30 protein-coding genes and 1 pseudogene are annotated in these 26,509 nt (G+C 69.8%); 16 read left to right on the top strand and 15 right to left on the bottom strand.

Annotation, left to right across the window (positions count from 1 at the left end; all coding sequences use genetic code 11):
• Positions 1–18: 18 nt before the first annotated feature.
• Positions 19–888, bottom strand: a complete 870-nt coding sequence (locus AB0M48_RS00405) for a LysR substrate-binding domain-containing protein (RefSeq protein ID WP_363834711.1) — start codon at positions 886–888, stop codon at positions 19–21.
• 76 nt (positions 889–964) lie between these two features.
• Between AB0M48_RS00405 and AB0M48_RS00400 the strand changes: the two genes are divergently transcribed.
• From AB0M48_RS00400 to AB0M48_RS00385, 4 genes are all read left to right on the top strand, one after another.
• Positions 965–2,191: an aspartate aminotransferase family protein gene (locus AB0M48_RS00400; RefSeq protein ID WP_363834708.1), complete on the top strand. Its 1,227-nt coding sequence runs from the start codon at positions 965–967 to the stop codon at positions 2,189–2,191.
• 69 nt (positions 2,192–2,260) lie between these two features.
• Positions 2,261–3,277 carry a histidine kinase gene (locus AB0M48_RS00395; protein ID WP_363834705.1) on the top strand — a complete coding sequence of 339 codons (1,017 nt, stop codon included), beginning with the start codon at positions 2,261–2,263 and terminating at the stop codon, positions 3,275–3,277.
• A complete protein-coding gene (locus AB0M48_RS00390; protein ID WP_319983652.1) occupies positions 3,274–3,900 on the top strand; it encodes a response regulator transcription factor in 627 nt (208 codons plus the stop codon). Before AB0M48_RS00395 ends, AB0M48_RS00390 begins: the two co-directional genes overlap by 4 nt.
• Before the next feature lie 109 nt (positions 3,901–4,009).
• Complete coding sequence (locus tag AB0M48_RS00385) at positions 4,010–5,101, top strand: glycosyltransferase 87 family protein (protein WP_363834702.1); 1,092 nt, start codon at positions 4,010–4,012, stop codon at positions 5,099–5,101.
• On the opposite strand, the gene AB0M48_RS00380 is transcribed toward AB0M48_RS00385, so the two are convergent.
• From AB0M48_RS00380 to AB0M48_RS00370, 3 genes and pseudogenes are all read right to left on the bottom strand, one after another.
• The gene (locus tag AB0M48_RS00380) at positions 5,098–5,484 is read right to left on the bottom strand and encodes a carbohydrate-binding protein (RefSeq protein ID WP_363835879.1); all 387 of its coding nucleotides are present in this window, start codon (positions 5,482–5,484) and stop codon (positions 5,098–5,100) included. The genes AB0M48_RS00385 and AB0M48_RS00380 overlap by 4 nt on opposite strands.
• 27 nt (positions 5,485–5,511) lie before the next feature.
• Positions 5,512–7,320 (bottom strand): annotated as a pseudogene (locus tag AB0M48_RS00375) (glycoside hydrolase family 3 protein); the annotation flags it as partial.
• Positions 7,321–7,452: 132 nt separating this feature from the next.
• Positions 7,453–7,995, bottom strand: a complete 543-nt coding sequence (locus AB0M48_RS00370) for an SMI1/KNR4 family protein (protein WP_363834699.1) — start codon at positions 7,993–7,995, stop codon at positions 7,453–7,455.
• 63 nt (positions 7,996–8,058) lie between these two features.
• On the opposite strand from AB0M48_RS00370, the gene AB0M48_RS00365 reads away from it, so the two are divergent.
• The 4 genes from AB0M48_RS00365 (at position 8,059) to AB0M48_RS00350 (ending at position 10,196) form a co-directional block, all read left to right on the top strand.
• On the top strand, positions 8,059–8,427 hold the full coding sequence (locus AB0M48_RS00365; protein ID WP_363834696.1) for a nitroreductase family deazaflavin-dependent oxidoreductase: 369 nt from the start codon (positions 8,059–8,061) through the stop codon (positions 8,425–8,427).
• Positions 8,428–8,515: 88 nt separating this feature from the next.
• Entirely contained in the window at positions 8,516–8,824 is a 309-nt protein-coding gene (locus AB0M48_RS00360) for a hypothetical protein (RefSeq protein ID WP_363834694.1), read from the top strand.
• A 2-nt stretch (positions 8,825–8,826) separates the two neighbouring features.
• Entirely contained in the window at positions 8,827–9,216 is a 390-nt protein-coding gene (locus AB0M48_RS00355; protein WP_363834692.1) for a MerR family transcriptional regulator, read from the top strand.
• Positions 9,217–9,266: 50 nt separating this feature from the next.
• The gene (locus tag AB0M48_RS00350) at positions 9,267–10,196 is read left to right on the top strand and encodes a bile acid:sodium symporter (protein WP_363834690.1); all 930 of its coding nucleotides are present in this window, start codon (positions 9,267–9,269) and stop codon (positions 10,194–10,196) included.
• Positions 10,197–10,199: 3 nt separating this feature from the next.
• Here AB0M48_RS00350 and AB0M48_RS00345 read toward each other — a convergent pair whose 3' ends face one another.
• Complete coding sequence (locus AB0M48_RS00345; RefSeq protein ID WP_363834688.1) at positions 10,200–10,604, bottom strand: NAD(P)H-dependent oxidoreductase; 405 nt, start codon at positions 10,602–10,604, stop codon at positions 10,200–10,202.
• A gap of 62 nt (positions 10,605–10,666) precedes the next feature.
• Between AB0M48_RS00345 and AB0M48_RS00340 the strand changes: the two genes are divergently transcribed.
• A complete protein-coding gene (locus AB0M48_RS00340; protein WP_363834686.1) occupies positions 10,667–11,293 on the top strand; it encodes a glyoxalase in 627 nt (208 codons plus the stop codon).
• Positions 11,294–11,336: 43 nt separating this feature from the next.
• Here the strand turns inward: AB0M48_RS00340 and AB0M48_RS00335 are convergent, their stop codons facing one another.
• From AB0M48_RS00335 to AB0M48_RS00325, 3 genes are read right to left on the bottom strand one after another with little or no spacing between them, the layout of a single operon-like run.
• Entirely contained in the window at positions 11,337–11,744 is a 408-nt protein-coding gene (locus tag AB0M48_RS00335; RefSeq protein WP_363834683.1) for an SRPBCC family protein, read from the bottom strand.
• Complete coding sequence (locus tag AB0M48_RS00330) at positions 11,719–12,822, bottom strand: VanZ family protein (protein ID WP_363834680.1); 1,104 nt, start codon at positions 12,820–12,822, stop codon at positions 11,719–11,721. The genes AB0M48_RS00335 and AB0M48_RS00330 overlap by 26 nt, the downstream gene beginning before the upstream one ends.
• Before the next feature lie 52 nt (positions 12,823–12,874).
• The gene (locus AB0M48_RS00325) at positions 12,875–13,591 is read right to left on the bottom strand and encodes a spermidine synthase (protein ID WP_363834678.1); all 717 of its coding nucleotides are present in this window, start codon (positions 13,589–13,591) and stop codon (positions 12,875–12,877) included.
• A gap of 221 nt (positions 13,592–13,812) precedes the next feature.
• On the opposite strand from AB0M48_RS00325, the gene AB0M48_RS00320 reads away from it, so the two are divergent.
• Complete coding sequence (locus tag AB0M48_RS00320) at positions 13,813–14,490, top strand: alpha/beta fold hydrolase (RefSeq protein WP_363834675.1); 678 nt, start codon at positions 13,813–13,815, stop codon at positions 14,488–14,490.
• Here the strand turns inward: AB0M48_RS00320 and AB0M48_RS00315 are convergent.
• Positions 14,469–15,053 (bottom strand): ABATE domain-containing protein, encoded by a 585-nt coding sequence (locus tag AB0M48_RS00315; RefSeq protein WP_363834673.1) that lies wholly within the window; start codon positions 15,051–15,053, stop codon positions 14,469–14,471. The genes AB0M48_RS00320 and AB0M48_RS00315 overlap by 22 nt on opposite strands.
• Before the next feature lie 124 nt (positions 15,054–15,177).
• On the opposite strand from AB0M48_RS00315, the gene AB0M48_RS00310 reads away from it, so the two are divergent.
• Complete coding sequence (locus AB0M48_RS00310) at positions 15,178–16,029, top strand: alpha/beta hydrolase (RefSeq protein WP_363834671.1); 852 nt, start codon at positions 15,178–15,180, stop codon at positions 16,027–16,029.
• 60 nt (positions 16,030–16,089) lie between these two features.
• Here the strand turns inward: AB0M48_RS00310 and AB0M48_RS00305 are convergent, their stop codons facing one another.
• The 3 genes from AB0M48_RS00305 to AB0M48_RS00295 form a co-directional block, all read right to left on the bottom strand.
• Positions 16,090–17,154, bottom strand: coding sequence for a lectin MOA-related protein (locus AB0M48_RS00305; protein WP_363834667.1), 1,065 nt, complete (start codon positions 17,152–17,154; stop codon positions 16,090–16,092).
• 183 nt (positions 17,155–17,337) lie between these two features.
• Positions 17,338–17,823, bottom strand: coding sequence for a glutathione peroxidase (locus AB0M48_RS00300; RefSeq protein WP_363834664.1), 486 nt, complete (start codon positions 17,821–17,823; stop codon positions 17,338–17,340).
• A 14-nt stretch (positions 17,824–17,837) separates the two neighbouring features.
• Positions 17,838–18,182, bottom strand: a complete 345-nt coding sequence (locus tag AB0M48_RS00295) for a hypothetical protein (RefSeq protein ID WP_363834662.1) — start codon at positions 18,180–18,182, stop codon at positions 17,838–17,840.
• 113 nt (positions 18,183–18,295) lie between these two features.
• On the opposite strand from AB0M48_RS00295, the gene AB0M48_RS00290 reads away from it, so the two are divergent.
• On the top strand, positions 18,296–18,799 hold the full coding sequence (locus AB0M48_RS00290; protein ID WP_363834660.1) for a M15 family metallopeptidase: 504 nt from the start codon (positions 18,296–18,298) through the stop codon (positions 18,797–18,799).
• On the opposite strand, the gene AB0M48_RS00285 is transcribed toward AB0M48_RS00290, so the two are convergent.
• From AB0M48_RS00285 to AB0M48_RS00275, 3 genes are read right to left on the bottom strand one after another with little or no spacing between them, the layout of a single operon-like run.
• Positions 18,796–19,620, bottom strand: coding sequence for a PaaX family transcriptional regulator C-terminal domain-containing protein (locus AB0M48_RS00285; protein WP_363834657.1), 825 nt, complete (start codon positions 19,618–19,620; stop codon positions 18,796–18,798). The two genes, AB0M48_RS00290 and AB0M48_RS00285, sit on opposite strands and share 4 nt — an antisense overlap.
• Positions 19,621–19,654: 34 nt before the next feature.
• Positions 19,655–20,527 (bottom strand): fumarylacetoacetate hydrolase family protein, encoded by an 873-nt coding sequence (locus AB0M48_RS00280; protein ID WP_363834654.1) that lies wholly within the window; start codon positions 20,525–20,527, stop codon positions 19,655–19,657.
• A gap of 58 nt (positions 20,528–20,585) precedes the next feature.
• Positions 20,586–21,002: a RidA family protein gene (locus AB0M48_RS00275; protein ID WP_363834652.1), complete on the bottom strand. Its 417-nt coding sequence runs from the start codon at positions 21,000–21,002 to the stop codon at positions 20,586–20,588.
• Between the two features lie 40 nt (positions 21,003–21,042).
• Here AB0M48_RS00275 and AB0M48_RS00270 point away from each other — a divergent pair, with 40 nt between their 5' ends.
• Genes AB0M48_RS00270 through AB0M48_RS00255 form a run of 4 tightly spaced genes read left to right on the top strand, consistent with a single transcriptional unit; the run spans position 21,043 to position 26,387 of the window.
• Positions 21,043–21,525: a cupin domain-containing protein gene (locus AB0M48_RS00270; protein ID WP_363834649.1), complete on the top strand. Its 483-nt coding sequence runs from the start codon at positions 21,043–21,045 to the stop codon at positions 21,523–21,525.
• A complete protein-coding gene (locus tag AB0M48_RS00265) occupies positions 21,522–22,421 on the top strand; it encodes an acyl-CoA thioesterase domain-containing protein (protein ID WP_363834646.1) in 900 nt (299 codons plus the stop codon). Before AB0M48_RS00270 ends, AB0M48_RS00265 begins: the two co-directional genes overlap by 4 nt.
• A gap of 25 nt (positions 22,422–22,446) precedes the next feature.
• A complete protein-coding gene (locus AB0M48_RS00260; protein WP_363834643.1) occupies positions 22,447–24,033 on the top strand; it encodes an AMP-binding protein in 1,587 nt (528 codons plus the stop codon).
• Positions 24,030–26,387: a bifunctional salicylyl-CoA 5-hydroxylase/oxidoreductase gene (locus AB0M48_RS00255; RefSeq protein ID WP_363834641.1), complete on the top strand. Its 2,358-nt coding sequence runs from the start codon at positions 24,030–24,032 to the stop codon at positions 26,385–26,387. The genes AB0M48_RS00260 and AB0M48_RS00255 overlap by 4 nt, the downstream gene beginning before the upstream one ends.
• Positions 26,388–26,509: the final 122 nt, after the last annotated feature.

The following is a 26,509-nucleotide window of genomic DNA, read 5'->3' as shown; positions in this document are numbered from 1 at the left end:
AACCGGACCGGCTCATGATCACCTCTCGTCCGACTGCGACCGGGTGTGCAGGGCGTCGAGCACGACGGTGATCGCGGCGCGCGAGTCACGGCGCACGGCGGCGGTGATCCTTCTGGTCACCGGCAGCTCCCTCGTGACCACGTCGAACCGGCGGTCGACGGCCAGCGCGGGGAGCACCGCGACCGCCAGACCGGCCTCGACGTGCTTGAGCGTGAGCATGTAGTTGCTGAACCGGCCGACCACGCGTGGCTCGAACCCGGACTGCCGGCAGAGCCGCGTCGCGAGCTTCGCCATGTACGAGCCGGGGATGTCGAAAGCCCAGGGCTCGTCCTTGCACGCGGCGACGTCCGCCGCGGGGTGGTTCGGCGGCGTGATCAGCACGATCGGGTCCTGGCCGAGCGGCACCACGTCGACGTCGCGCGGTACCGGCAGCTCCACGAAGTCGGTGGTCGTGATGATCACGTCGACCTCCGCGGCGAGCAGCGCGGGCATGCTGGCGTGCGGTTCCAGTTCCACGATCTCGACGTGCAGGTGCGGGTAGTGGAGGCTCTGGATCGCGGGCACGGCGAGCGTGTGGATCGAGCTCTGGAACGCGCCGAGCCGGATGAGGCCCGACGGCTCGTCGTTCAGGCCTCTCAGCTCGGCCTCGACGGCGTCCATCTGGTCGAGGATCGACCGCGCCCTCCTGGCCAGGATGAGCCCGGCCGACGTGAGGCGCACGCGCCGCCCGGTCCGTTCGATCAGCTGCGTGCGCGTCTCGCTTTCGAGCACCGCGAGCTGCTGGGACACGCTCGAAGCACTCAGGTTCGCGGCCTGCGCCACGGCCCGCACGGTGCCCAGCGCGTCGAGCTGGCTGAGCAGGCGCAGGCGCCACGGGTTGAGCGTCATGCTGTGCAGTATTTCCGAACAGCGAGCGTGGAATTGTGAGATGGACCTGATGCTCACCCGCTCGTAGCTTTCTCCCATGGACACCTTCTGGGACGACGTCGACCGCCACCTCGTCCGCTACGGCGGAACGTTCACGCGGGAGATCATCGACAGCGCGTCGGGAAGCTTCCTGTTCACCGAGGACGGCCGCCGCGTCCTGGACTTCACGTCCGGGCAGATGAGCGCGATCCTCGGCCACTCCCACCCGCGCATCGTCGAGACGGTGCAGCGCCAGATCGCGAACCTCGACCACCTGTTCAGCGGCATGCTCAGCCGCCCGGTCGTGGACCTGGCCCGCAGGCTCTCGGACACGCTGCCCGAGTCGCTGTCGAAGGTGCAGCTGCTCACCACCGGCGCCGAGTCGAACGAGGCCGCGCTGCGCATGGCCAAGCTCGTGACCGGCAAGTACGAGGTGGTGGCGTTCGCCCGCTCGTGGCACGGCATGACCGCCGCCGCGGCTGCCGCCACCTACAGCGCGGGCCGCAAGGGCTACGGGCCCGCGACCCCCGGCAACTTCGCGATCCCGGCGCCGTCCGGTGACTGGCAGACGCAGCTCGACCTGGCGTTCGACCTGATCGACGCGCAGTCGGTCGGCTCGCTGGCGGCCTGCATCGTCGAGCCGATCCTCTCGTCGGCCGGCATCCTGGAACCGCCCCTCGGCTACTTCGCCGCGTTGTCCGCGAAGTGCCGCGAGCGCGGGATGCTGCTGATCATGGACGAGGCGCAGACCGGGCTGTGCCGCACGGGCAACTGGTACGCGTTCGAGCGCGACGGCGTGGTGCCGGACATCCTGACGCTGTCCAAGACCCTGGGTGCCGGGCTGCCGCTGGCCGCCGTGATCACGTCCGCCGAGATCGAGGCGGAGGCGCACGCCCGCGGCTACCTGTTCTTCACCACGCACGTGTCGGACCCGCTGGTGGCCGCGGTCGGCAACACGGTGCTGGACGTGCTCGTCGAGGAGCGGCTGGACGAGCGCGCGGCGAAGCTCGGGGCGTTCCTGCGCAACGGGCTGGAGGACATCGCCGCGAAGCACGATCTCGTGACGGACGTCCGCGGGCGTGGGCTGCTGGTGGGGCTGGAGATCGCGGACGAGTCGCTGTCCGCGCCGATCACCCAGAAGTGCCTGGACCTCGGGCTGCACATGAACATCGTGCAGATCCCGGGGATGGGCGGGGTGTTCCGGATCGCGCCGCCGCTGACCGCCTCCGAGGAGGAACTGGCGCTGGGGATCAGCGTTCTGGACGAGGCGATCGGCGCCGCCTGACCACTTGGCCACCCGGCTCGGCTGGACGGTCGAGGCCGGGTGGCCGGACCTGCTCCTACGATCGGTGGCGTGGGGGAACAACGCGGCAGACCGCTCATCATCGCCACCGTCGTCATGGTCGCTGTCGTGTTCGCGGTCACGGGACGCATCATCGGCTTCGACCGGGCGCTGCTCCTGATCAGCGGCCCCGGCGTCGGCGAAACGTGGTTCGACCACCCCGTGTACACGATCGCCGAGTCGACGGTCGTGCTGGTTCTCGTGTTCGCGCACGCGTGGCGCACACCGGTGCTCGTGGCCGTGCCGTCGGTCGCGGCGCTCGTGGTGGTCACCGAGCACGCCGCGTTCTACCGTCCGCACATCTCGCTGTCCCGCGCGGATGCCGTCCAGCTGATGCTGATCCTGAGCATCATCATGGCCGCCGGCGGGCTGCTGTTGCGGATGCGGGAACGGTCACGGGCGGCATTGGCGGCGGCCGCCGAGGAGCGGGCGCGGCGGGACGAACGCCTCGACATGGCCCGGGAGCTGCACGACGTGGTCGCGCACCACGTCACGGGCATGCTGGTGCAGGCACAGGCCGCGCTCGTGGTGGCGGCGCAGGACAAGGACAAGGCGTGCGAGATGCTGCCGGGCATAGTCGAGGGCGGCACAGACGCGTTGGGGGCCATGAGCGCGATGGTCAGGACGTTGCGGGACAACGGGGCCGCGACCGCGACCACCGACCTCGCGGCCGACCTGCACCGGCTCGCGGAGAGGTCGGGACTGCCGGTGCGGACGAACGTCGAGCTGACCGCGGACGTGCGGCCGGAGCTGGGGCGGTCGGTGCTGCGGATCGTCCAGGAAGCCCTGACCAACGCCCGCAAGCACGCCCTCGGCGCGACGAGTGTGGAAGTGGACGTGCGGCTGACTTCGGACGTGGTCCTGCTGTCCGTTGTGGACAACGGGAAGGTGACACCTCCGCACTCGGGCGGGTTCGGGCTCGTCGGTATGCGGGAACGGGTGCACGAGCTGGGCGGGCGGTTCTTCGCGGGTGCCACGGGGGAGGGCTGGCTCGTCACCGCCGAGCTGCCGCTGGAGGTGCGTGCGTGATCTCCGTGCTCATCGCCGAGGACCAGGACATGGTGCGGGCCGGGTTCCGGCTGATCCTGGAGGCGCAGCCCGACATCAGCGTGGTCGCCGACGTGCCGGACGGGATCACCGCGGTCCAGCGGGCTCGCGAACTGGAACCGCAGGTGTGCCTGGTGGACGTGCGGATGCCGGGGCTCGACGGGCTGGAGGTCACGCGGCAGCTGGCCCCGCACACCCGCGTCGTGGTGGTCACCACGTTCGACAGCGACGAGGTGCTGAACAAGGCGCTGGACCTCGGCGCGTGCGGGTTCCTCACGAAGGACGCGAGTCCCGGGCTGCTGGCCGAGGCCGTCAGATCGGCGGCGAGGGGTGACGTCCTGGTGTCACCGCAGGTGGTGCTGCGGGTGCTGCGCCGGTCGGTGCCGCCGGTCGCGAACGCCGACGCCCAGGTCCTCAGCGAGCGCGAGCTGGACGTCGTGCGGCACGTGGCGAAAGGCCTGAGCAACAACGAGATCGCGGCCTCGCTGAAGGTCTCGGTGTCGTCGGTGAAGGCCTACCTGGCGTCGGTGCAGGCGAAGGTGGGGGCGCGCAACCGCGTCGAGATCGTCGCGTGGGCGTTCCGTGCGCACGTGGTGGCCGACTGACCAGTGGCCAGGTGGCCAGTTTCCGCTCCGCGGGCCGTCTCAACGGCCATGATCTTCGTGCTCTCCGGCCGATCCGGCGGAACCTCGTCGCACAGCAGTGTTCTGTGCTGTGAGAAACCTCTGGGGCGCAACGGTTGCCGGTCTGCTCGTCCGGGTCTTGGTGCGGAGCTTCGGCACCGGTGTGCTGGATCTGCGCGTGTACCTCGCCGGCGGTGAGGCGTGGCTCGCCGGCACCGGCCTGTACACCGCGGACTTCCACGGCCCGAGAGGACTTCCGTTCACCTATCCGCCCTTCGCGGCGATGGTGTTCGGCGCTCTGGCGCCACTTCCCCTGGCTCTCACGGCAGTTCTGTTCACGGCCGCGGGCATCGGTCTCTTCACGGCGGCGGTCCGCAGGTGGGCGGGTTTCGGCCTGGTCGCGTTGTGCCTGCTGCTCGAACCACTGCGGATCACCCTCGACATGGGCCAGGTCAACCTGATCCTCTTCGGCCTGGTCGCCGCCGACTGCCTGCTGCCGCGCACCCCGTGGCCTCGCGGACTGCTGGTCGGACTGGCCGCCGCGATCAAGCTGACCCCGGCGATCTTCGTGCTGTTCTTCCTGTCCCGCGGGCGGTGGCGGCCCGCGCTGACCGCTGTGGCGACGTTCGCGGCGTGCGGCCTGCTCGGCTGGGTGCTGGCACCGGGGCAGTCCAAGCAGTTCTGGTTCCACGCGATGCTCGACCCGGAGCGCGTCGGCGGCCTGTCCTACAGCGCGAACCAGTCGTTGCGCGGGCTGCTGTTCCGGCTCGGCGTCCCGGAGTTCGTGTGGCTCTGCGGCGCGGTGGCCTTGCTCGCGTTGACGATCGTGCTGCTGCCGCGATTGCGTGACGACCTCACCGCGCTCGTCGCGGTCGCGGCAGCGGGTCTGCTGATCTCGCCGGTGTCCTGGTCGCACCACTGGGTGTGGATCGCGCCCGCGTTGCTGCTGCTGAAGGGCCGCGTGCGGATCGCGGTCGGCGCGGTGTTCGCGGTCGGCCCGCACTGGCTTCTGCCGACTGCGGGGGACGAGGAGCTGGCGTGGACTTGGTGGCAGCACCTCGTCGGCAACACCTACGTCTGGCTGGGCCTCGCGTTCCTCGGCTGGTGCGCTTGGCGAAGTGTCGTGCGGGCCAAGGCTGAACGGGGCTCCCGCCCGGAACCCCGTTCAGCCGTCAGCTTCTAGCGGGCGAACTGGAACCAGTTCACGTTCGCCAGGTCACCGCCCGTGCCGCCGGTCGCCACCAGGTAGAGCCGGTGGACGCCCGTCGCCCCGGACGCGGCGGAGGTGCGGCTGGTCCACGTCTGCCACCCGCCCGTGTTCGCCGCCGAGACGGTCGCGACCAGCGGGCCGGTCGGGCTGTCGAGGCGGAACTGCAGGGTGCCGTTCGCCGTGGAGCCGGACGCGATCCGCGTGGTCACCGAGGTCGGCGGTGTGGCGCCGAAATCGACGTCCGCGTAGGCCACGTGGTCGCCCGGCGTCAGGTAGCCGACGTTCTGCCCGCAGCCCGAGTCGGTGCACCGCTCGACCTGCGTGCCGCGCTGCTCGTCGTAGTACGAGGCACCGATGATCCCGTAGGCGTTCTGCGTGGCGGGGAACTGCGAGCCGAAGCCGTGCGCGAACAGGGAAGCCTTGCCGTCACCGACGTTGATCGGCTGCTGCGAGGCGCTCTGCATCCACGTGAACGGCAGCGTGCCGGTCGGCTTGTGGTCGCCGAACAGCACGTCCGCCACGCCGTTGCCCTCGGTTCCCGGCAGCCAGGCCGCGACCAGGGCGTGCCACTGCGGCAGCTGCGCCGCGATGTCCAGCGGTCGGCCGGACACGAGCACCACCACGACCGGGACACCGGTGGCGCGCAGGGTGTTCAGGGTCGCGATGTCCTCGGCGTCGAGCCCCAGACCGCCCGGCCGGTCGCCCGCGCCCTCGGTGTACGGGGTCTCGCCGACGACGGCGATCGCGGCCTGGTACGTGCCGTCGATGCCGGTGCCGTTGCGGTTGTACGTCACCGTGGTGGACGCGGACACGGCCGAGCGGATGCCCTGCAGCACAGTGGTTCCCGGCGTCACCGGACCGCTGCCGCCCTGCCAGGAGATCGTCCATCCACCGCTCTGGTAGCCGATGTTGTCCGCGCTCTTGCCCGCGACGAAGATCTTCGACGAGGTCTTCGACAGCGGCAGCACGCCGTTCTGGTTCTTCAGCAGCACCTGCGACTTGCGCACGGCTTCGCGGGCCAGCGCGCGGTGTGCGGCGTTGCCGACGGTCGGCGTGTACGTGCGGTCGGTCAGCGGCTTCTCGAAGAGGCCGAGCTCGAACTTCTTGGTGAGGATGCGGCGGTTGGCGTCGTCGATGCGCGACATCGGCACGCGGCCCGCCTGCACCTCCTGCTTGAGGTAGGTGATGAACTGGCGCCACGCGGTCGGCACCATGATCATGTCGAGGCCGGCGTTGATCGAGTCGCGCACCTCGGCGGCGGTGAAACCGGGCTGGCCGTCGATCTGGTCGATTGCGTTCCAGTCCGACACGACGAGGCCGCTGAAGCCGAGCTCGTTCTTCAGCACGTCGGTGATCAGGTACCTGTGCCCGTGCAGCTTCGTGCCGTTCCAGCTGCTGTAGGTGATCATCACCGAGCCGACGCCCTTGGCGATGGCGTCGCGGAACGGCGGCAGGTGCGTCGCGCGCAGCTCGGCCTCGGTGACCTGGGTGTTGCCCTGGTCGGTGCCGTTGGTCGTGCCACCGTCACCGATGTAGTGCTTGGCCGTGGCGAGGACCGAGCCGGAGTCCGACAGCTTCGAGCCCTGCAGTCCGGTGATCATCGTCGTCATCGACGTGGCGTCCTGGGGCGTCTCGCCGAACGACTCGTAGGTGCGGCCCCAGCGGTCGTTGCGCGCGACGCACAGGCACGGCGCGAAGTCCCAGTCGATGCCGGTGCCCGACACCTCCTCGGCCGTGGCGCGGCCGATCCGCTGCACCAGTCCGGGATCACGCGTCGCGCCCAGGCCGATGTTGTGCGGGAAGATCGTGGCGCCGACGACGTTGTTGTGGCCGTGCACGGCGTCCACGCCGTAGATCATGGGAATTCCCAGCGGCGTCGCGATCGCCGCGCGCTGGAAGTTGTCGTACATGTCCGCCCACGACGTGGCGTTGTTCGGCGAGGGCGCGGAACCACCGCCGGACAGCAGCGAGCCGATCCGGAAGTTCGTCAGGTCGGCGTTGCTGACCGAGTTGCGCTCGGCCTGCGTCATCTGCCCGACCTTCTCGTCGAGCGACATGCGGCCCAGCAGGTCGGCGACACGAACCGGGATCGGCTGGGCCGGGTCCTTGTAGATCGGATCGGCCGCGGCGGCCGTTCCGGTGGGGATGACGGCGGCACCGAGCAGAAGTGCGGCCGCGAGGAACTTTCTCACAGGGCAGACCTCCGGGGGACGAGGTCCTGTTTACCTTGCGGCACAACAGGGTTCATCGAGCGTAACCTGCGTGCGCAAAGTGGTGTAGACCATCGGCGAACCGGAACGGGTACCGGTTCCCCCCGCACAGCCCTAACGGCACCAGGAGTCGACCGTCTCGACGAAGCCGGGGAACTCCGCCCGAGCCTTGGCGAGCACCTCGGCCGGTGTGAGCGGCTCGGTCCCGGAGTACTTCTCCGCGACGGCACGCAGTTCCTCGTTCGGCACACCGCTGTCCGCCCCGGACTCGACGGCCTCGTGCGGCCCCACCCCGCCCGCGAGCAACCAGAGGAACTCACCGAGGTTCGTGGCGACAGGCCCGACCGCACCCTCCGACCCGAAGAACATGACCGGTTGCGCGGTCAGCGGCCCCTCCCGCACCAGCCACAGCACGGCCAGCCCGCCCGAGCCGTCCTTCCCGAAGAGCCGGAACTCGGCCTCGTCCAGATCCTTGTTGCCCGTCCACTGCCTGAGCCAGTCGGCCGTGTCCTCGGCCGACTCGAACTCCTCGTACGGCTCGTAGTCGATGTTGGCCGGCGAGGGCTCGTCGGCCTTCTCGTCGTACTCCCACGGGAAGTCGACGCCGCTCAGCGCGGTCAGCGCGGCGGGGAAGGCGCGGTCGTCGGTGATCTTCACGCGCGCACGGTACTTCAACAGATCGGCGCTCGATCGCGTCTTGGGGCAGGAGAGGAGACCGACATGCCTATGCCCAGATGGTGGGGCCACATCAACAAGCGCGTGTTCAACCCGCACGCGCTGAAGAGCGGCAAGTGGGCGGTGCTCACCCACGTAGGCCGCAACTCGGGAATGCCCTACCGCACCCCGATGGAGGCGCACCCGGTCGATGGCGGCTACCTGGTCGTCCTGGTCTACGGATCGCGTTCGGACTGGGTGCGCAACGTCATGGCGGCCGGGCATGCCACGCTCACGGTCAACGGCGAGGACGTCGAGGTGACCGCGCCGCGCGTGGTGGGCGAGGCGGAGGCGTTCGCGGCACTGGCCGAGGGCGTGAAGCGCCCGCCGAAGTCGCTCCGCATCAAGGAATTCCTCCGGATGGACGTCGCCTAGCCGGGCCGCGCTCCCGGACGCGGTGGCGGAGCCATTTCCCGAGTCCTGCCTTGCATCCGGTACCGGGGTACGGGTTTACCGTCGAATCATGAAGGAAGCAGAGGGGTGGGCACCCCGAGCGTGCACGTTGCCCACGGCAGAGCGACCGTTTCGCGTAGCCCAGTTCGACGACCTGCTCGCCGGTGCCGCGCGCCACCGTTCCACGAGGACGCGGCTGGTGCTGTACCTGGAGCCACGACCTGAGGTCGCGGCCCGGGCGGCGGACCTGGCGGTGCGGGAGACGGGCTGCTGCTCGTTCTTCACGTTCGAGCTGACGGCGACCGGTGGCGGCCTGAGCCTGGCGATCTCGGTACCGGACGCGCAGGCCGAGGTGCTCGACGCGCTGGCGAAGAGGTGAGCATGCGCACCGGTGAGGTCGCCGAGGCGGCAGGGGTGAACAGGGAGACGCTGCGGTACTACGAGCGCGTCGGCCTGCTCGCCCCGCCGGAACGATCGCTCGGCGGACATCGGCTCTACCCGCCCGAGACCGTGACGGTGATCCGCGTGATCAAGGCGGCGCAACGGCTCGGGTTCGCCCTCGACGAGATCGCCGAACTGCTCGCGATCGGCTCCCGCCGCCCTGGGCTGCGCGAGCGCGCCGAAGTGAAGCTCGGCGAGGTCGAGGCGAGGATCGCGGACCTGGAGGTGGTCCGCGACACCCTGCGTGCGGCGATCTCGGCCGGTTGTGACGACCTCGTCAGCTGCTCGCACTCGCCGTCGTGCCCGCTGCCCTTCGCCGGCCTGGGGTGAGCGGCTCCTGCCAGGGGATACCCTCCTGATCATCTGATCAGGAGGGTGTCGTGCCGGGGTTCGTCGCGGGGATCGAACGTCACCAGGTCGCGGTCTACCTCGGCGCGCTGGCCGCGGGAGCGGTGGCGGGCTGGGCCGCTCCGGGTGCGGGCCCGACGCTCGAACACGCCATCAACCCCGTGCTGGCGGCCCTGCTGTACGTGACGTTCCTGCAGGTGCCGGTGGCCGAGCTCGGGCGTTCGCTGCGGGCAGGCCGGTTCCTCGGAGCCGCTCTCGTCGTGAACTTCGTGGTGGTGCCGTTGGTGGTGGCGGCGCTCTTCACGTTCCTGCCCGACGATCAGGCCGTGCGGCTGGGCGTGTTGTTGGTGCTGCTCACGCCGTGCGTCGACTACGTGATCGTGTTCAGCGGACTGGCGGGCGGCGACAGCCGAAGCCTGCTCGCCGCCACGCCGTTGCTGCTGCTCGCGCAGATGGTGCTGTTGCCCGGTTACCTGTGGCTCTTCCTCGGCTCCGGCCTGGCCGTCGTCGAACCCGGGCCGTTCGTCGAGGCGTTCGTCGTGCTGATCGTGATCCCGCTGGCGCTGGCGTGGCTCACCCAGGCCTGGGCGGGGCGGATCATCGGCACGATCAGCACGACGATGGTGCCGCTGATGGCCGCGACCCTGTTCGCGGTGGTCGCGTCGCAGGTGCCGAAGCTCGGTGGCGACCTGGCGCAGGTCGCGCGGGTCGTGCCGTTCTACGTGGTCTTCCTGGTCGTGATGGCCTTCGCCGGGCTCCCCGTCGCCCGGTTGTTCCGCCTGGACGTGACTTCGGGACGCGCGATCGTGTTCACCGGGGCGACGCGCAACTCGTTGGTCGTGCTGCCGCTCGCGCTCGCGTTGCCGGACGACCTCGCGGCTGTCGTCGTGGTGACGCAGACGCTGGTCGAGGTGGTCGGCATGGTCGTCTACGTGCGGGTGGTGCCGCGGCTGCTGCCGTGACGCTCAGGTCCGCTGCGAGGTGAGCTGACGGTCGCGCAGCGGCGCGAGCGCGCTGCTCCAGGCGACCAGCTCGTCGAACATGGTGGACAGCGTGGCCGCCTGGTACCCGGACGGGTGGAACTCGGTGAAGTGCGTGAACTCGGTGAACATGGACAGCGACACGCTGGTGCGCACGTCGGCGAGCTTCAACTCACCCGCGACGAGGCGAAGGTGCTCCACGGCCCGTGCGCCGCCGATGCTGCCGTACGACACGAAGCCGACGGCCTTGTTGTTCCACTCGGCGAACACGTGCTGGAGGACGGCGGGGGAGACCGCCCGCCGGGTCGGGAAGCTCGTCGGCACGGGCAGCACGATCGCGGCCGTCGCCGTTGTCGTCGTGACGGCGACCGTGGTGCTGCGCCGGCGCAAGGCCGCGAGTCGGTCAGGAATCGAGAAGCGACGGCCCCAGGACGGCGCCTAGCGTTTCCGGCATGACCTCACTCGACGCGATCACCCTCGAAGTGGCCGACCTCGCGGCCGCCGAACGCTTCTACGCCAACGCTTTCGGGCTCGGCACCCGCCTGCGCCTGCGGGCCTCGCAGGAACCGGCCACCGGATTCCGCGGCTTCACGCTGTCCCTCACGGTGGCGCAGCCCGCGGACGTCGACCTCCTGATCGGCGGCGCGCTCGGCGCCGGCGCGACCGTGCTCAAGCGCGCCGGGAAGTCGCTGTGGGGTTACGGCGGGGTCGTGCAGGCGCCGGACGGCACCATCTGGAAGGTCGCGACCTCCGCCAAGAAGAACACCGGACCGGCCACCGGAGAGATCGGCGACGTCGTGCTGCTGCTCGGCGCGACGGACGTGGCCGCGAGCAGGCAGTGCTACGTCGACCAGGGCTTCGCCGTGGAGAAGAGCTTCGGCCGCGTGTACGTCCAGTTCGCCGCGGCCGGCACCGTGAAGCTGGGGCTGTACCGGCGGCGCGCGCTCGCCAAGGACGCCGGCGTTGCGCCCGAGGGCTCCGGTTCGCACCGCATCGTGATGATCGGCGCCGGCGACTTCACCGACCCGGACGGGTTCGCGTGGGCGTCGGGGCAGCCGGCCGGCCAGCTAGGCGCGTGAGCGGATGCCGAGCTCACCGATCTGATGGAGCTGCGCTGAGAGGTCAGTTGGTCTGCCGGTCGTCGGCCGCCGCGGTCTGGGTGAGCACAGCGACCGTCTGCTCCAGCCCGCGCTGCACCTCGTCGCCTTGTGCCTCCCGCACGCTGTGCAGGCTCACCGTGATGCGCGAACGTCCCGGCGCCACTTCCTCGATCTGGAGTTCGCCGTGGTAGTCGTCCGGGCCCTCGGCGCCCCATTCGAGCGTGCGCCGTCCGGCGTCCGGCCGCACCCACGCCTCGCCCTCGACGTGGTGGCCGTGCACCTCGGCCTCGACGTGCACCTGCTCGCCGCCCTCGGGTTCTGCCGTGGTCATCTGCGGGAAGTAACGGGGCAGGTTCCGCGGCTCCGCGAGGAAACCGAACAGCTTGTCGGCCGGGATGTCCGCCTCAGCTGTGTGCGTGTACGTCGTCATGGCGGTCGGGGTACCCGGTCTCCCGCATCGCGAACACGTCCCTCGTCCGGGCCACCTGTTCGTGCCATCCGCGCTGGTCGCGTCGGAACACGGGTACGGCGAACGCGCCGCCGACGTACAGCGCGACGACGGCCAGGTCCCACCAGCCGATGCCGATGAGCGGCGACACGACGGTCGCGTACGCCACGAAGCCCGTGAACCCGAGCAGTTCGCGCAGGGCCAGCTGGAACGGGTTGGCGCGCGACCCGTCCTCAGCGCGGACCCGGTAGCGCAGCAGCACTCCGCCGATCGTCATCCCGTTCGCCGCCGCCGGCAGCACCACGCGGAACGCCACGAGCACGCACACCGCCCAGCGCGGATCCGAGTTCAGCACCAGCTTCGCGATGACGATCACCAGCACGAGTTCGGAGATCAGGCCGAGGATCCGGCGTGGCACGGTCACGGTGTCGCTCGGTGCGGCCGACTCGTCGGACGAGGGCAGCCTGGGCACGACGAACGCCGCCGGCGCCATCATCCAGCCCAGCAGGCCGCCGAAGGTGTTCGAGATCAGGTCGTCCACGTCGGCGATGCGGTACGGGCACGGGTAGAAGCCGAGGTTGCCGGTGAACTGCACGACCTCGATCGCGAGCGACAAGCCGAGGCTGATGGCGAGGACCGCGAGCGGGCCCTTTCGGTACGCCTTGCGCAGCACCACACCCAGTGGCACGAACAGCGCGACGTTGAACAGCTGCTGCAGGAACGCCTGCGACTTCACCATCGAGAGGACGCCGGAACGCCCGTTCGCCGCCATGTTGTTGCTCATGTCGGTGACCCACTGGAACGGGACCGTGGACAGCATCTGCTCGCCCGTGCACAGCTTCGCCACGTCGGACGGGAACGGCAGGAAGATCAGCGCCAGCGCGACCAGCCCGTAGGCCAGCAGGCCGTAGAGGACGAACGCCCGCCGCGGTTCGACCCGCCGGAATCGGAAGTAGTGCAACAGGAGCAGGGGCAGGAGCACCAGCAACCCGACACCCACGAACGCCAGGAAACCGGTCCGGGCGGTCTCCCAGTACGACGCCATCATGAGTCGTCCCATTCCCGTTCGCTCGGAGTGCCAAACCATGATCACGAAGGTTGCGGCGAATGGATCAACGTCGCTTCGCGAGATAGACGGTGTTCGTCGATTCCCTGTCCTGCAGGGGATTGGGGAAGGTGACGACCTCGGCCCGCACGTCGGTGAAGACCTCCGCGAGGGTGGCGGTGTACTCCGCCTCGGGCGGGTCGTTGGACCACAACGCGAACACCCCGCCGGGCGTGAGCAGCGCGGCGAGGCGCCGAGTGCCCTCCGCGGTGTAGAAGTCGGCATTGGACGGGTGCAGCAGGTGGCGTGGTGAGTGGTCGATGTCGACGACGAGGGCGTCGAACAGCCTGCCGGGCTCGGCCTCGTCGTACCCCTCGCCGGAGCGGGTCAAGGCGAAGAAGTCGCCGTGCACCAACCGGCACCGCTCGTCGGCGGCCAGCGTCTTCCCGGCGGGGATCAGGCCCTGCTGATGCCACTCGATCACCTCGCCCAGGGCGTCGACCACCAGCAGCGAACCGACGCTCGGGTGCTCCAGCACCGTCTGTGCCGTGTAGCCGAGTCCGAGGCCGCCCACGACCACGTTCAGCGAGTCCCCGGCCAGTTCCGCGAGTGCGAGGCGGGCCAGTTCGACCTCGGCGACGGTGAACAGGCTCGACATCAGGAACTCCTCGTTGAGCTTGATCTCGTGGATCTCCCTGCCGGTGCCGGGTTCGAGCCGGCGCCGCAGGGACAGCTCACCCAGCGGGGTCTGGCGGTAGTCGAGTTCCTGGAAGCGCGCACTCATGCGGCGGCACGCTACCCCGTGTGCACGAACGGGTGGCCGCGGCGCCTGCTCGAAGGAACAGCCGGGATTCGGCGTGCTGACCGCCGGCGGGGCGCCCCGGTCGTCGAATTCCGTCCCGTGTGGACGTAGCCGGTGCCGCTGGGGTTCGTTGACGAACTGACCTCGTTCAGCACGTCCTCGATCGCCCGTGAGAGGATTCCGGCTTCCTGGCGGGAGAACTGATGCACTTACCTGACATCCTTCTGGTGCACGGCGCGTGGCACGGTTCGTGGTGCTGGGAGCTCGTGACGGAGGAGTTGCGGCGGCTCGGCCGCACCGCCCACACCGTTGATCTGCCCAGCTCGGGAACACCCGCCGGGCTGCACGAGGACGCCGAGATCATCCGGCACGCGCTCGCGGCGATCGACCGGCCGGTCGCGGTGGTGGGGCATTCCTACGGTGGCTTCCCGGTGACCGAGGCGACGGCGGGGTCCGCGTTCGTGACCCGCGTGGTCTACCTGGCGGCGTGGATGCTGGAGGCGGGCACGTCGATCAGCGAGGCCGCCGGCCTGCCGGAGTTCGAAACCGAGCTGGTTCCTCCTCCGCCCGATGCCGTCGCCCAGTTCTACGACGACGTCGACCCGGTGCTGGCCGAGCGTGCCGCCGGGATGCTGCGGCCGCAGAGCGCCCGTTGTGCGACCGACCGGCTCAGGGCTTCCGGGTGGCTCACGATCCCGTCCACGTATCTGGTGTGCGACAACGACAAGACGATGCCGCCCGCGGCGCAGGAGGAGATGGCCGCTCGCGCGTCCTCGGTGCACCACCTGCCGGCGTCGCACTCGCCGTTCTTGTCCATGCCCGCCGACCTGGCGGCGTTGCTGGACCAGATCACGCTCGATCAGGCGCGCGTGCGCTCGTAGTGCCGGGCGACCCGGGCCCGGTTGCCGCACACGTTGGCGGCGCACCAGACCCGGCGCTTGTTCTCCGCCAGGAACAACATCGAACACGTCGGATCGGCGCACGCGCGCAGCGCGCCCAGCCGTTTCCGGTCGGCCAGCAGCCGGATCGCCTCACCCGCGATCGCGGCCAGCGCCGGGTGGCCGTTGTAGTCGTCGTGCCATCGGAGCCCCGCCCGCGCTTCGGCTCCCCAGCCGTCCAGCCGCGGGCTCGTGGGCACCGCGGCGGCGACGGCGTTGAGGTCCGCGATCAGCGCCGGGTCGGGCGTGCGCCCGGTCAGGTGGGCGTCGAACAACTCCCGAAGCAACGCTCGGAGCCGCCGGGTCGCGCTCATCGCCGGTGGCGTCGCGTCGGGCAGCCGATCCGCCTGCAGGGCCCACCACTTCGCGTGCGCGGCCTCGTCCTCGAGCAGGTCCCGGACCGGGTCCAGGCACAGCGCGTGCGTGTCCACCAGGTCGAGCGCCACGAGCGGCTCGGCACCCATGGGGAAGCCCGCCGCCTGGAACTCGGGCAAGGTGGCGACCACGCCGTCTCCTAACGGTTGAAGCAACAATCGAGACGTTAGCAGATTCTCCTTCTGTAAGCTTGCGGCGCGGAACCTAACGTGTATACGGTCGTTCTATCCATTAGAACAAACCGAGGAGAGCGACATGCCCGCGATTCGCCACCGCCACGTCGAGGTCGACGGCCTGAAGGTGTTCGTCCGCGAGTCCGGCGACGCGGGCAGGCCGGTCATCGTGCTGCTGCCCGGCTTCCCGTCGAGCACCCGCGCCTACGTGCGGCTGATCGACCGCTTGGCGTCCGACTGGCACGTCGTCGCGATCGACTACCCCGGCTTCGGCTTGTCCGACCCGCTGCCCGGCGACCCGACGTTCGACCGGCTGGCCGAGGTCACGGGCAAGGTCATCGACCTGCTCGGCATCGGCGACTACGCGGTCTACATGTTCGACTTCGGCGCGCCGGTCGGCTTCCGGATCGCACTCGGGCACGACCAGCGCGTCAAGGCCGTGATCACGCAGAACGGCAACGCCTACACCGACGGCTTCGGCCCCGGCGCCGAGGCGCTGAACGGCTGGTGGAGCGAGAAGGAGAAGTACGACGAGACGGTCGACTGGTTCCTGACCCTCGAGGGCACCCGGCACCAGTGGCTGGCGGGCGCGAAGGACCCCGGGCGCATCGACCCCGAGCAGGCACTGGCCGACCAGCGCGTGCTCGACCTGCCGGGGCGGGTGGACTACATGAAGTCCTTGTTGTGGGACTACCAGACCAACCCCGGCCGCTACCCGTCCTGGCAGGCGTGGCTGCGCGAACGGCAGCCGCACGTTCTCGCCGTCTGGGGCCGCGACGACCCGTTCTTCATCCCCGCCGGCGCCGAGGCCTACCGCCGGGACGTGCCCGCCGCCGAGGTCGTGCTGCTCGACACCGGGCACTTCGCCCTGGAGGAGGCGGCCGACGAGATCGCCGGCCACGTGAACACGGTGCTGGCGAAGACTTTCGCCTGATCCGACGCTGTGGCGGGAGGGCTGCCGCCTTCACGCCGTGCGGCCGGCACCACGACGGGTCTACATCAGGATGAAGTAGGGCGAGTACGCCGCGCCGCTGGGATCCTTCCAGTTCTTGCCCTGGACGATCTGACCGTTCTGCGGCTCGATGACCTGAACGGTGCCGCTCGTGTCGATGAAGACGTTGACGGCGTGCGCGCTGTTCGCCGTCGTCCCGAAGATGATGCCGACCGCGTAGCCGTACTCCGGGCTGACCGCGTAGGCGTCCTTGGAGCACTGTCCCTTGTAGACGTAGCTGAAGTCGTCGCAGTCGAAGTAGTTGGCCTTCCAGCTGTACTGCGCGAGTCCGGAGTTGTGGTAGGTCGCCATCACCTGCGGGGCCGTGACGGCCTGGTAGTACAGGTCTCCGGTGTTGAGCTTCAGGTCGTAGCTCGCATCGGGCCACGCGGCGCTGAACAGGCTGTCCAGCTTCGTCCTCTGCACGTAGAACTTGTGGAAGGTGAGCGCCGCGGCGGAGTGCGAGCTCGAGACGTACGCCCAGTTCCACGAGCCGGAGTCCGCGCACAGGCTCATGGTCGTTCCGTTGTTGTTCCACGACAGGTTGTAGGTCTGGACGCCGTCCGGGTTCTTCTGAGCGGCCTTGGCCGAGAACGACATCACCGGATAGCCGCTGCCGTAGTCGGACGGCGCCCACAGGGCGTACTCCCACGAGGTCGCGGTGCCGTTCGAGTGCAACGGCCAGTTGCGCGCCTGCATGGTGATCGAAGAGGCCTTCTCGACCGGCTTCCCGGAGAACTGCAGCGGGAACACGTCGGTCCAGTAGCTGTCGTAGGCGCCGAAGTACGCCCACTCCCAGGCGCCGCTTCCCGCGTCCTGGACGCTCAGCACCCGTCCGTACGCGTCCTTGATCACGTAGGGCGTGGTCGCGTCGATCTGTTCCGCGGGGATCGGTTCGCTCAGCGTGATGACCGGGCCCTCGCCTCTGAGAGGGCCTGACGAGTCCTCGCCTCTTCTCGGGGCGTGGAGGTGGCCGGCGAGCAGTTCACCCGGATCGGCGTGCGGCTCGCGCAGGGTCGGGACGAGGAGTTCGGTGGTCTCGGTCGGGGTGATGCGCAGAATCGTCATGGCGGCCTCGGAAAAGGAAGGGGTTCGGACCCGTTCAACGTTCCGCCGACCGCGGTGGCGCGACAAGGTATCTATTGGTGCGACAAGGGCGACTCGCGGGAGTCGCGGTCCGGCAAGTCGCACGGACGTGTGTCGTCGCCGGGTGAAATCCGGCTGGTGGCCACTTGACCCGGCAAAGCAGTGTTATCGCAGCGCGGCCTCGATCGCCTCGGTGATCGCGGCGTCCTCCGGCTCGGTGCTCGGCCGGAAGCGGGCGATGACCTGTCCGTCGCGCGAGACGAGGAACTTCTCGAAGTTCCACTTCACGTCACCGGCGGTCCCGTCGGCGTCCGCGTGCTTCGTCAGCTCCTCGTAGAGCGGGTGCCGGCCGGGCCCGTTCACCTCGATCTTCTCGAACAGGGGGAACGACACCCCGTAGGTGGCCGAGCAGAACGTGGCGATCTCCTCGGACGTGCCCGGTTCCTGGCCCGCGAACTGGTTGCACGGGAAGCCGACCACGTAGAAGTCCTCGGTCCCGTACTTCTCCTGCAACCGCTCCAGACCCGCGTACTGCGGGGTGAGGCCGCACCGCGAGGCGACGTTGACGACCAGCGCCACCTTGCCCCGCACCGCGCTCAGGTCGCCGGGCTGGCCCGCGAGCGTGCGGACGGGGATGTCGTAGATCTCCATCCCGCCAACGTAGTTCATCTCTTGCGCCCACCGGGAGCAGGCACGATCCGGGCGCTCACCGACGGCGGTGGAGGGACCACGCCGGGCCCGCCCGCGTCGACCCAGTCGATCACGTCCTGCACCACGTCGTCGTCCAGCACGGATCCGACCCACACCGGCCTCGCCCCGGCGGCGCGGGCGGCCTTGCCGGGCCGCACGACGACGACGTTGGACGCCTCGCACGCGTCCAGGCAGTCGGCCACCAGCACCGGTGCGAGCCGTGCGCGCAGCACTTCGAGCTGGTAATCGTGGTCGACCTCGGGGTGCTTGCGCTCGGTGCCGCAGCAACAGCCGCGGCACACGGTGATCCGTGAACTCATGATCACCGTTCTACGCAGTCGACGGTTCGTTGCACAACGCGCACGCACTGCTGGCCGTCCGGCGACATCGCCCGGGAAAGCTCGAAGCCGTGGCTGGTAAAGGAAGTTGGATCGTGCTGCTGCTCGTGATGGTGACGGGCTGCACACCCGCTGGACCGCAGTCGGCGAGCGTCCAGGTGAAGGTGACCGACGACGGCAGCATCCCGAAGAACGAGAGCATCTCGCTGGACGACGGCGAGCACGCCGCCATCGCCAACCTCGATCCCGCGCTGCTCACCGCCGTGCGGAAGGCGGCGGCGAACGCGAAGCTCGCCGGGGTCGAGCTGCGGGTGACGTCGGGCTGGCGCAGCGCGGAGCACCAGCAGCGGCTGCTGGACGAGGCGGTGGAGCTGTACCGCAGCGAGGAGGAGGCGCGGCGGTGGGTGCACCCGCCGGACAAGTCCGCGCACGTCACGGGCAAGGCGATCGACATCGGGCCGACGAACGCCGACGACTGGCTCATCCAGCACGGCGCGGACTACGGGTTGTGCCAGGCCTACGCCAACGAGATGTGGCACTTCGAGCTGCTGACGACCCCCGGCGGCCAGTGCCCGCAGCCGCAGAGCAACGCGGGCTAACGACCGTGGATCACGGCCAGCGCGTGTTCGCGGGCCGGTGCGCTCAGGGTCGAGTTGAGCTGCTCGAACAGGGCCTCGGCCGTGACGCCGTTCCAGCCGGGAGGCAGCAGCGACAGGGGGAGTCCGGGGTCGCTGTACGGCAGGCGGCGCCACGCGGTGAGCATCGGCACGTACGTCTGGAACGCCTGCTCGGGTGAGGTGATGCCGGCGTCCAGGACGGGGCGGTGGCGCCGCAGGAAGTCGGCGTACAGGTCGGTCAGCTCGTCCAGGTCCCACCAGGCGCGGACCTTGGAGCGCAGGTCGCCGAACGCGAAGTGGTGGCCCGTGAAGATGTCCACGTACTCGGACAACCCGCGGCGCTCCAGGGTGCGCCGGGTCTCGGTGGCCAGGTTGCCCGGTGCGACCCACACACCGGGGGCCGTGGTGCCGAAGCCGAGCTGGGTCAGGCTGGTGCGCAGGGCGTGGCGCTTCTCGCGTTCGGACTCGGGCACGGAGAACACGACCACGAGCCAGCCGTCCTCGGTGGTGGCGCGGCGGCGTTCGAAGATGCGGGTGTCGCCCTCGGCCAGGGTCTCCAGCGTGGACTCGGAGAGGGCGTAGCCGGCGCCGTCGCGGCGTTCGGCCCGGACCACGCCCCGGCGCTTCAGGCGGGAGATCGAGGACCGCGCGGCCTGGCCCTCCACGCCGAGGTCGGCCATGAGCTGGACGACGGAGGCCACGGAGAGCCAGTTGCGCTCGCCGCGCGCGTAGAGGCCGAAGATCGTGATGATGAGCGGGCCGAGCCGGTCACGCCCGGCGGGAGCCGCGGCTTCCACGGTCATGTCCGCGACGTTCAGTGCCCTCTCCTCACCTTGATCAGCTGCCGGCGAGCTTAACGCCCGGCTCGCCGAGGTCGGTCAGCGTGACGGTGTTGCGCAGTTCGCCCAGGCCGCTGACGCGCGTGACGACGACGTCGCCGTCTCGCAGGAAGACCTGCGGCTCGCGGGCGTTGCCGACACCGCTGGGGGTACCGGTCAGGATCACGTCGCCGGCGCGCAGGGTCATGCCGTGGCTGAGCTCGGCGATGATCCGGGCGAAGGAGAACGCCATCTGCGCGCTGGTCGCGTCCTGCAGCAGCACGCCGTTGACCTCGCACTGGACTCGCAGCCCGCCGAGGTCGTGGATTTCGTCGGCGGTGGTCAGCCACGGGCCGAGCGGCATCGTGGCGTCGAGACTCTTGCCCTTGAGCCACTGGCCGCCGTGCGCGCGCTGGAGATCGCGCTGCGAGACGTCGTTGGCGACGAGGAAGCCGAACACGTGGTCCAGCGCCTTCTCCTCCGGGATCGAACGGCCGTCCCGCCCGATGACCATCGCGATCTCGGCCTCGTAGTCCCACTTCTGGGACACCGAGGGGTCGTAGGCGATGCCGTCGGTGGGGCCGATCACCGTGTCGGGGCCCTTGGTGAAGAACGTGGGACGCAGCGGGCGGGAGACCGGGTCCTGCCCCTCGCGCTTGCCCTCGGACTCCTCGAAGTGGTCCCAGTAGTTCCAGCCGGTGCAGAGGATGTCGCGGTTGAAGCGGTGCAGCGGCGACTCCAGCCGCACGCCGGCCAGCGGCAGGACCTCGCCGGTCTCGACCGGAGCGCCCCGCACGACGTCGTCGACCGTGCAGGACAGCAGCGCGATCGACTCACCGTCGACGACACCGCCGCGACGGACTCCGCCGACGGTCACGGAAGCGAGCTTCACGCACGAACCTCCTCGACTATCGCGTTCACGTTTCGCAGATCATGAATGCGCTATCGATTCAGCTGGGCCTGACCAGCCGGTCTTCCGGGATCACCGCGACGCCGAGGATCTCGATGAGGGCTTCCGGCTGCCACAGCGCGGTGCAGCCGATGCCCGCCATGGCCGGGTAGACGGGACCGGCGAGCTCCCGCCACACCTTGCCGATCTCCTTGCCGTGCGCCTGGTAGCCCGGGATGTCTGTCAGGTAGATCGTGATGCTGACCAGGTCTTCCGGCTCGCCTCCGGCCGCCCGCAACGTCGTCAGCACGTTGCTGAACGCCTGGCGGAACTGCTCGACGATGCCGCCGGGAACGATCTTCATGTCGGCGTCGAGAGCGGTCTGCCCGCCCAGGTGGAGGGTGGTGCCGGCCAGGGTGCCGTGGGAGTAACCGCGCGGCGCCGGAAGGCTGGCCGGATTCACTGCTGCAGGCCTCATGAGTATTGACACTATCTGACGGTCGTGAAGAATACGAGATATGGAGCCCGACCTGAGCAAGTACCAGCTCGACGGCGACAACTCGATGTACCGGCTGCCCAGCGGCCTGGTCGCGCCGGTCGTGACGCGCGGCGGTGCCGAGAACCCGGACACCGCGAACTCCGGTGGCGCGATCCGGATCTCGGGCGTGAGCATCCAGCACACCCCGGCGACGAAGCTGTGGTTCGGCAAGGTCACCAACGAACCGGGCTACCGCTCGGTCACCCACCACCACGGCGAGGCCGAGACCGGCGGCTACGTGCTGTCCGGCCGGGCGCGGATCTACTTCGGCGACAGGTTCGAGGACTACGTCGACATGCAGGAGGGCGACTGGGTGTTCGTGCCGCCGTTCATGCCGCACATCGAGTGCAACCTCGACCGCAACAACCCGCTCACGTGGATGACCACGCGGACGCCGGAGAACATCGTCGTGAACCTGGACGACGTGCCGGACGAGGACCTGCGCGACTGGCTGACCCGATGACGCCCACGCCGTCCTCGGCGATCTTCACGGACGCCATCGCGCTGGAGAAGGCCGAGCCGGAGCACTTCGACCTCGCCTTCACCGCCGTCACCCAGCCCTGCCCGTGGCCCAAGGCCTACGGCGGGGACCTGGTCGCCGCCGCGGCGGCCGCGGCCATGCGTTCGGTGACCGACGGCAAGACGCTGCACTCGATGCACAGCTACTTCCTGCGCCCGGCCGACATCGGCGCCCAGGTGCGGTACGAGGTGGAGTTGCTGCGCGACGGCCGTGGCTACAGCACGCGGCAGGTCCGCGGCTACCAGAACGGCAAGCCCCTCTACGCCTGCCTCGCGAACTTCGCCGCCGGCGAGCCGGGCGGTGGCTTCCGGGCCGAGTTCACCGCGGACCTGCCCGGCCCGGAGGAGTTGTCCAGCTCCGCGGACTTCCTCGCCGGACGCTCCGGCGGCTCGATGACCGAGGAGTCGAAGGCCTACTGGTCCGGTGGCCGCAGCTTCGACATGCGGCACGCGCCCGGCCCGGTCTACCTCGCCGTGGAGGGCGAGAAGGTTCCGCACCAGGCCGTGTGGATCAAGCCCTTCGACCCGCTGCGCCCGGTCGACGGCCTGACCGGCGCCCAGCGCGACCTCGCCGCGCTGGCCTACGTCTGCGACTACACGATCCTCGAACCCGTCCTGCGGGTGCTCGACCTGCCGTGGGCGAAGCCCGGTCTCGTCACCGCGAGCCTCGACCACGCCATGTGGTTCCACCGCGAGGGCCCGGTCGACGACTGGCTCCTCTACGTGCAGGAGGCCGTCGCCGCCGATGCGGGCCGTGGCCTCGGGTACGGACGTTTCTTCACCCGCGATGGTCTCCACCTCGCCACCGTTGCCCAGGAGGGCATGATCCGCGCTTCCTGACCCGCCGCCCGGGAAGGACTTCACCATGGACAGCTTCGCTCGCGACCACTTACCTCCCGCGGCGCTGTGGCCCGTCATCGAGTTCACGACGCCGGAGCTGAACTACCCGGCCAGGCTCAACGCCGCCACCGAGCTCATCGACGTGCCGGTCGCGAGGTTCGGCCGCGACCGCCCCGCGCTGCGCACGCCGGCGGGGGAGACGTGGTCCTACGGCGAGTTGCTGACCCGCGCCAACCAGGTGGCCCAGGTGCTGACCGAAGAACTCGGTCTCGTTCCAGGGCAACGGGTCATGCTCCGCTCGCCCAACAACCCGTGGACCGTGGCCGCGTGGCTCGGCGTCCTCAAGGCGGGCGGTGTCGTGGTGACGACCATGGCCGCGTTGCGGACCCGTGAGCTCACGCCGATCGTCGAGCGGACCCGTCCTTCGATCGCCCTGTCCGACCAGCGGTTCGTGGAGGACCTGCAAGCCTTTCCGGCGCTGACCGTGGTCGGGTACGACGACCTCCAGGTGCTCGCCGCGACCAAGCCGGGGGAGTTCACCGCCGTCGACACCGCCGCCGACGACGTGGCGCTGCTGGCGCCCACGTCCGGCAGCACCGGAGCGCCCAAGATCACCGCGCACTTCCACCGCGACGTCCTGTCCATCGACAACACCTTCGGCCGGCACGTGCTGCGGCTGACCGAGGACGACCTCGTCGCCTGCACCGCCCCGTTCGCCTTCACGTTCGGCCTGGGCATGCTCGTCGTCTTCCCGCTGCGGGCCGGTGCCTGCGCCCTGCTGACCGAGACCGCCACGCCCGCCCAGATCGCGGACCTCGTGCAACAGCAGGGAGTCACGGTGCTCGCGACGGCACCGACCGCGTACAAGGCGATCCTGCGCGACGGTGTCGAGGCGAAGCTCGGCGGTCTGCGGACGGCGGTGTCGGCCGGTGAGCACATCCCGCGGGAGACCTGGAAACGGCTGCACGAGCGGCTGGGGCTCAAGGTGATCGACGGCATCGGTGCCACGGAGCTGTTGCACATCTTCATCTCCGCCGCCGGCGACGACATCCGGCCGGGCTCCACCGGCAGACCGGTGCCGGGCTACCGCGCCACCGTGCTCGGCGCCGACGGCGAGGAACTCGGCCCCGGCGAGCCGGGACGGCTCGGTGTCATCGGCCCCGTCGGCTGCCGCTACCTCGACGACGAGCGGCAGAAGGACTACGTGGTGGACGGCTGGAACGTCACCGGCGACGTCTTCCACCGCGACGAGGACGGCTACTTCCACTACCACGCCCGCAGCGACCACATGATCGTCTCCTCCGGCTACAACATCGGCGGCCCGGAGGTGGAGGAGGCCATCGACGCCCACCCGGACGTGCTGGAGTCCGCCGTCGTCGCCAAACCGGACGACGAGCGGGGCTCGGTCGTGTGCGCCTTCGTGGTGCTGCGCGACGGAGTGCCGGGCGACGCCGCGAAGGCCCGCGAGATCCAGGACCACGTCAAGCGCACCATCGCGCCCTACAAGTACCCGCGCGAGGTCCGGTTCCGGACCTCGTTGCCGCGCAACGCCAGCGGCAAGCTGCAGCGCTTCACACTCCGCAAGATCGTCGAGGACGAGGTGCTCACATGAGGATTGCCATCGTCGGCGGCGGCCCCGGTGGGCTCTACCTCGCCGCGCTGATGAAGCAGCTCGACCCGTCGCACGACGTCACCGTGTGGGAGCGCGACGCACCGGACGTCACGTTCGGCTTCGGCGTGGTGTTCTCCGACGAGACGCTCGGCGGGATCGAGAACGCCGACCCGGAGTTCGCCGCCGCCATGGCCAGCCGGTTCGCCCGGTGGACGGACATCGACATCCACCACCGCGGCGAGAGCCACACCGTGGGCGGCCAGGGGTTCGCCGCGATGAGCCGCAAGGAACTGCTCGGGCTGCTGCAGCGGCGGTGCCGCGATCTCGGCGTGGTCGTGCACTTCTCGACACCCGCGCCCGAGGCGGAGGTCCTGCGCGCGTCGCACGACCTCGTGGTCGGGGCGGACGGCGTCAACTCGCTGGTGCGGCAGTCCTTCGCGGACGTCTTCCGCCCCACTCTGGACCGCAGGCACAACAGGTACATGTGGCTCGGCACGGACCGCGTCTTCGAGGCGTTCCAGTTCTTCATCAAGGACACACCGTGGGGGACCATGCAGGTCCACGGTTATCCTTACTCCGACAGCGGTTCCACGTTCATCGTCGAGATGCACGAGGACGTCTGGCGCCGCGCCGGTTTCGACACCGCGCAGGAGTTCGCGCCGGGTGTCTCGGACGAACGCGCCGTCGACCGGGTCCGCGAGCTGTTCGCGGAGGAGCTGGCCGGCCACCAGGTGTTCGCCAACAACTCGAAGTGGCTCAGCTTCACCACCGTGCGCAACGAGCGCTGGCACCACGGCAACGTGGTCCTCGTGGGCGACGCCGCGCACACCGCGCACTTCTCGATCGGCTCGGGCACCAAACTCGCGATGGAGGACTCGCTCGCCCTCGCCGCGTGCCTGCACGAACACGGTGACGTGGAAACCGCGCTGACAGCCTACGAGACCGAACGGCGCCCCGTCGTCGAATCCACCCAGCGAGCCGCCCAGGCGTCCCTGGAGTGGTTCGAGAGCATCGGCATGTACGCGGACCAGGAGCCGACCCGGTTCTGCTTCAACCTGCTCACGCGCTCGCGCCGGATCACCTACGACAACCTGCGCACCCGCGACTCGGAGTTCGCCGACCGCGTGGACGCCGCCTTCGCCGCCTCCCAGGGACTCGAGAGCACGGCCCCGGCGATGTTCCAGCCGTTCCGCCTGGGGCAGCTGGAACTCAAGAACCGCGTGATCGTCTCGGCGATGGACATGTACTCCGCCGTCGACGGCGTGCCGGGCGACTTCCACCTCGTCCACCTGGGGTCGAAGGCCATGGGCGGCGCGGGACTGGTGATGACCGAGATGGTCTGCGTCTCGCCCAAGGGCCGCATCACGCCCGGCTGCACCGGTCTGTGGACCGACGAGCAACGCGACGCCTGGGCGCGGATCGTGGCGTTCGCGCACGAGCGGAGCACCGCCCGCATCGGCCTGCAGCTCGGCCACTCCGGCCGCAAGGGCTCGACCCGCCTGATGTGGGAGGGCATGGACGAACCGCTGCCCGAGGGCAACTGGGACGTCATCGGCCCGTCCCCGCTGCCGTACGGTCCTGGATCACCCGTCCCGGCCGAGGCCGGGCGCGAGGACCTGGACCGGATCACCGCGGAGTTCGTCGCCGCGGCCCGGCGCGGTGCCGAAGCAGGGTTCGACCTGCTCGAACTGCACTGCGCACACGGCTACCTGCTGTCCTCGTTCCTGTCCCCGATCGCCAATCAGCGCACTGACGAGTACGGCGGCTCGCTGACGAACCGGCTGAGGTTCCCCCTGGAGGTGTTCGACGCCGTTCGCGCCGTGTGGCCGGCCGAGCGCCCGATGATCGTGCGCATCTCCGCGACCGACTGGGTCGACGGCGGGAACACCGAGCACGACGCCGTGGAGATCGCCCGCGCGTTCATCGCCCACGGCGCGAACGCGATCGACGTCTCCACCGGTCAGGTCACGGCGGACGAACGTCCCGCGTACGGCCGCAGCTACCAGACGCCGTTCGCCGACCGGATCCGCCACGAGGTCGAGGGCGCGGCCGTCATCGCGGTCGGCGCCATCGCCTCCTACGACGACGTCAACTCCATCCTGCTGGCGGGCCGCGCTGACCTGTGCGCGCTCGGCCGCACGCACCTCTACGACCCGCACTGGACGCTGCACGCGGCCGCCGAACAGGGATACCAGGCCGAGTGGCCGGTCCAGTACCGCGCGGGCAGCCGCAAGCCGCCGTCCGCGCGCACCGACGCCGTCCGGCCGCGGCTGTCCCTGCTGCGGGCCGACCCGCCCGACCGCGACGTGCACCTGCGGTGGACCCCGCACCGCGAGCATTCGCTTCTCGCATAGGCACTTCAGCGGCGTTCAGGTGAAACTTCATTCAACTATGAAATGGAATCTCCTGTCAGGCCACATGTTCCGCATTCGCACATTGGTCTGATGGTGCAGACATCACGAGCACGCGGGTGAGG

It is taken from the genome of Lentzea sp. NPDC051208, from assembly GCF_040682435.1.
Taxonomy (GTDB): domain Bacteria; phylum Actinomycetota; class Actinomycetes; order Mycobacteriales; family Pseudonocardiaceae; genus Lentzea; species Lentzea kristufekii.
Note: the sequence above shows the minus strand (reverse complement) of the source record. Positions and strands in the feature narration are given on the sequence as shown.